Annotated in this window: 1 protein-coding gene; it reads right to left on the reverse strand. The window is 39.4% G+C overall.

Features of this window, described 5'->3' with window-relative positions; translation table 11 throughout:
- Nucleotides 1-4,140 (reverse strand): DEAD/DEAH box helicase (locus AC0QT4_RS08545; protein WP_473201255.1); only part of this gene is annotated, 4,140 nt, incomplete at both ends.

Raw genomic sequence — 4,140 nt, forward strand, 5'->3', positions numbered from 1 at the left:
GCTAGCACCATCCATCATGTTCAAGTCAGGTAAATTTTTATTCATCAAAACAGAAAAGCCACTTTTTATTCCTGTACCTGTAAGTTGTATTACTCTATTATCAACTGCTTTTCCCATTGGGAAGATCCGCGGCATTTGAAAAACTCTATGATTAAAAATACGATTGTAGTAAAGCCATTGTTGTGTAAAAGGACGATACAAACTTTGCACAAGGCAACTTTCTTCAAATTCAGAACATTTGCTTCTTACAAATTCTTGTTTAAGACTACTACTCCAACTGATCTTTGTCATATCAATGTTAACAAAATTATCTACAGCTTTTGCACGTGTTTTACGGTCGCTATGTGGATGGGCGTCATTAAAACGTTCCACTTCGCTATTATAGAAAGCAATCATGTTACGCATATTTTTTGCTAAAATCTTACGACTTGAGTTATATACCCAAGCATCACGACTGGTTACGATACCGCAGGAGAATGTCTCAAAGAGTTTTTTACCATGCTCTTTCTTATCCTTATCACCTATGGCTAAAAAGGCGTTGAAACTGTCATTACGTTGATTTATCCAATCACCATGCTTGTCTGGTGTGATGATTTTCCAATCGTGTTCACTCCGTGTAATACCATCAATGCTACCAAAGGTTTCGATTATTGTGAGTTTTTTTTCTCTTGTGAGATAATCTCCAATATCACGAAAATATATTTTACCACGCTGTTGTGCATTTGGGTTTCTTACGAGAATAGAGATTGCAATGGGAGCTCGAGAGCCTTCTCCAAAAATTCCACCACTTTCTTTCTTACGTTGTTCTCCAGAAGTCCGAGCATTCCCCCGTAAATGGAAAATATAAAGGCTGCTAAATTCTTCAACCAGACATTTTCGTAAACCATCCATAGAATTTGCATCTACAAAGCTTGCATTTGTAACAAAACCAATAACACCACGGTCTTTTATACGGTCACTTGCCCAGCGGATGGCACGAATATAACTGTCATAAAGTCTATTAACATTGCTTGCTTTGGATTGAGCAGCATAAGTTTCACCGATACGTTTATCTAAGAGTGGATAATGTGTATTCTTTGCATTATCATTTTCGCTTTTTTGTCCAAAAGAATAAGGAGGGTTACCAAAAATGACTTCAATATTGAGTTTCTTCTGAAGTTCCAAATATGCACTGTTTTCCTCTAATAAACCTTTCATCAGATCTTGCTTTTCAACCATCTGAAACGTATCGGTCAACCCAATATGCTTAAAGGGAATATAATCTCCTTTCATAAGACCATGATAGGTTGCTTCAATATTAATCGCTGCTATATAATAAGCGAGTAAGACAATCTCATTGGCATGGATATCATGACGGAACTTATATTCCATATCCTCTGGTTTAATGAGATCAGATTGTAACAGCCTTGTGATAAAGGTACCTGTACCCGTAAAGGGATCAAGAATAGAAACACCACGGGAGCCTAAACTCTTGCCAAATTCCTTGCGCAAAACATCATCAACAGAGCGAATAATAAAATCGACAACCTCAACAGGGGTATAAACAATGCCAAGCCTATCCGTTGTCTTTTTGAACGCCTTGGCAAAAAAGCTTTCATAAAGAGTAATGATAAGATTTTGTCTTGCTTGCGGGGTGGTAATACCAGAGGCACGTAATTTTACACTTTCATAGAATTCTTTGAGCTCTTTTGACTCTTCTTCAATATTGGTCTTATCCAACTCAGCTAGGATCTTTTCCATTGCTTGCGAGATGGCATTGTTTTGGACAAATTGATTGCCATCAAATAAAGCTTCAAAAACAGGACGCGTGACAAGATGTTGTGCGAGCATTTCAACAGCTTCTTCTTGTTTTATATCACTGTTTAAGTTGTTCTGTAATTCCTCATGAAACGCATCAAAAGCACGGCGTGCTTCGCTTGTCTCATCAGCAAGCATGTTTTGCAGGCGGTTGATATGGTTTTGCGCAATCTCAGCAACATTGCCAGCCCAGTTTTCCCAATAATCGGTAATGGCAAATTTCTTCGTTAGAAGGGTTATCAGAGCATTACGGAACTCTTTAAAAAAGGGTAATCTTGTTTGTACTCCAACACTTTGAGCAGGTTCATAGGCAGGTTTTCCAATCTGAAGTCCTGTACTTTCTGATTTCTCATGGATTGAGATTTTATCCTCAACCGCAGTCATACTGTCTAAGGCAAGAATCTCTAGGGTATGACTTACATCTTGCCCTAAAATCATTTGGTTGAGGGTTATCTCAAAATTCTCATCATGGGCAAGAAGAGCATTGATTACTTGCCAGACAACTTTGTATCTCTTGTTGTGTCTTAAAGCCTGTTCAGCAGAAATCCCCGCAGGAACGCCAACAGGCAGAATGATATAGCCTCTTTTTTTCCCCTTGGCACGGCGCATGATACGTCCCACCGCCTGTATGACATCCACATGACTTTTGCGCGGGTGTAAAAACATCACCGCATCAAGAGCAGGAACATCCACACCTTCAGAAAGACAACGGACATTGCTTAACACACGACAAACATTTTCCCCCGCATCTTCTTTTAGCCAATCAAGAGCTTGATTACGTTTTTTAGCACTTTGTTTTCCATCAATATGTTCAAATCTACAATGAAGAGGGGACGTCTTTTTATAGCTTTCATAAAGAGTCCGTAATTCAGACTGAATTTCATCAGAATTGAAGGTATCACGAATGCGTTCAGAGGTTTTAATATCTTTGCAAAAAGCTAAAGCACGGCGCATGGGGCTAGGGTCATCACTTAAATCAACCTTTAAATCAATTTTACTCAGAGCTTGATAACAGCCTACAATCTTGGTCTTATCATCAAGAATAAGTTCATAATTGTCATCGGTCATAAGATGTTGAATGGATTGAGCCACTGCTTCTTCATTTACACCCAACACAATAATCTTATAAGGTGCTAACAGGTTATTCTGAACGGCTTTTGAGAAGGTATAGGTATAAAGGGTTTTTCCATAGAGCTCTTCATCATCCATGGAAGCTAGCACAGCATTAATCTCATTGGCTTGTTTCTTGGCATTATCGGTAAAGATCTTTGGTGTTGCTGTCATGTACAGGCGTTTTTTGCCTTTAACAATACTGTTGTCATGAACCTTAACAAATTCTGATTCACTGTTGTCTGTACCCAATACAGCACCCGTTGTCCTATGGGCTTCATCGCAAATAATCAGATCAAATTCAGGTAAATCATAGTTCCTTTGCGCATCGGATATCACTTGGATTGAATGATAAGTCGAAAACACGACAGTCATCACATCAGGAGAAATTTTATTGGCTTTGCTAGCAAGTTCTTTTGCATCTGTTGTAGCAGGCAGGACAAGATCGGATGCGTTAAAATCAGCAGCATCCTCTTGGTTTTTACGCCGCTTGCCAACTTGTGTATCAGAACACACCGCAAAGGACCGCAAGGGTATCTCTGTATCGAGGGTCCATTCTCTGATGGTTTGTGACATAAGAGCAAGGGAAGGGACCAAAAACAAAACACGCTTGCCTTGACCAGCAAGAGTTTCTGCTATCTTAAGACTGGTAAAGGTTTTACCGGTTCCACAAGCCATAATCAGCTTGCCACGATCGGCTTCTTTTAAACCCTCACAGACAGCTTGAAGGGCTTCTATCTGATGATCTAACAGCTTTTTCTTCTTTTGCTCTTTAAGGACAACATCCCCATTTTCTTCAAAGGCACTCCAATCGATTTGACTTTTTTCGAGATCAAACAGATTAATCTGTTGAATGCGGATTTCTTGTCCTTCACAGGTATGAGAAGCATTATCACTCCAATCACTTTCAGTGCTGTCGATAAGAATGCGACGGGAGAAGATCTTTTTCCCAGAGGCAGCAATGAAGCTATCAATATCTTCTTTTTTAATGCAATGGGAAGCTTCATAGCATTTGCATTGGATGGCAGCATAGCTTTCTTGATCACGGATTTTAGCAACCAAATCAATTCCAATATCACGACCATCTTCCCCATGCTCTTTAGCCCAATCACAATAGGTTTGAACCTTCTCATATTCTTGGCATTGCAGCGGGTCATGTTTCAAATAAGCCATGACAAGGTTTTCGAAAAGAGTTCCTAATTCACGGGGTGATTGTGCTTTATTACGATAAGA

The sequence above is a fragment of the Bartonella sp. EBT8 genome, assembly GCF_055796165.1.